This window comes from Dactylosporangium sp. NPDC005555, from assembly GCF_040605635.1.
Taxonomy (GTDB): domain Bacteria; phylum Actinomycetota; class Actinomycetes; order Mycobacteriales; family Micromonosporaceae; genus Dactylosporangium.
Window position 1 is genome coordinate 1 of record NZ_JBEXDG010000184.1, and the last position, 1,214, is coordinate 1,214.

The 1,214-nt window shown below is 39.5% G+C and carries 1 protein-coding gene; it reads right to left on the minus strand.

Going from position 1 to position 1,214, the window contains the following annotated elements; all coding sequences use genetic code 11:
- Window positions 1-97 precede the first annotated feature (97 nt).
- On the minus strand, window positions 98-1,214 hold a 1,117-nt coding region (locus ABZS58_RS51420; RefSeq protein ID WP_354792160.1), incomplete at its 5' end, for a relaxase/mobilization nuclease domain-containing protein.

A 1,214-nucleotide genomic window follows, 5' to 3' on the forward strand; every position in this document is an offset into this window, starting at 1 on the left:
TGACGGACTAAGCGGTCTAGTTCTGGAACGTGACTGAAATCAATTTTACCATTTTTATAAGCATTTAATACTTGAACAACGAGTTGTTCATCTTTATTCATCGACTCATCCCCCGATCATGATCTTTTGTTGGTTTCTTTTCAGACTGTACGTCTCTATTCACTTGTTTTTCTAGGCTTTTCTGTTGTTCTTGCTCGTAATTTTTCATGTCTTTTGAAAAGCGACGTTCAAAATCATCGAGGATTTTCTCTTTTGTTTGCTTTAATTTTCTTGTAACGCGTTGAGTAAGTTCTGGTACTCGTCCTGCAAGCTGTTTGATTGTGTCAATAAATCGATTAATTTTTGATTCTCGCTTGAGAGCTTCTGATTTTCTTGGTTCAATTGCTTGTTCAAGGCTAACAATTTCTGATTCTCTTTGTTGAGTGTCTCGCTCAAGCGGAGTAATCGCTGGTTCTCGTTGTTCAACAGCTCTAAATTCGTTTTGTCTTGCTCGGTTTTCCAACTCATGTAAAATGGTCTCCCTTCCAAAATCAGAACCCAATCGGGTCTCTCGTGCTCGTCTTTGCTTGTTATTGGCGTCTAAAAAGGCATATGAGAACGTTTGGCCTCTTTCTGATAGAATTACCCCATTGTCAGATAATCGTTCCTTAAACGCTTCGTATGAGCTCACAGAGACATCTTGAAGCGATTTATTGATTCTTTCTCTCAAATCATCCATGTAAGAATACTCATTTTTGGCGATTAGTTCTTTTTCTGTCTCTGTTTGGCGCTCATTTGGTGGCTCTAAAATGTGCCAGTTCTCTCGAGAAGCGAGTCGATCATTCATTTCTCGTGCTCGTTGAACGCTTTCTCCTTTTTGTTCTCTTAATTTATTGCCTGTCTCTAAATTGACCTTATTGACAATGATGTGGTTGTGTAAGACGTGATTTTTTCCGTCTAAATGCGTATACACAGCACTTTGATGGTTAGGATAGAGATTTTCTGCTAATTCAACGCCTAAATCATTGGCTTTTTGCCAGTCTTTTTGAACTTTCGGATTCAGTTCATCTAAGGCGAAAGATTGGGTAATACGCAAGACTTGATTGGATTCTTTGGTTTGGTTATGAAGTTGTCGAATGACATCAAATTGTTCTTTGGCGATAAAGGGATCAATCCCGTTGGTTCCACCCACGGCAACTGCCCGACAATTTGTCAGCTCCACAGGACGTTCCAAT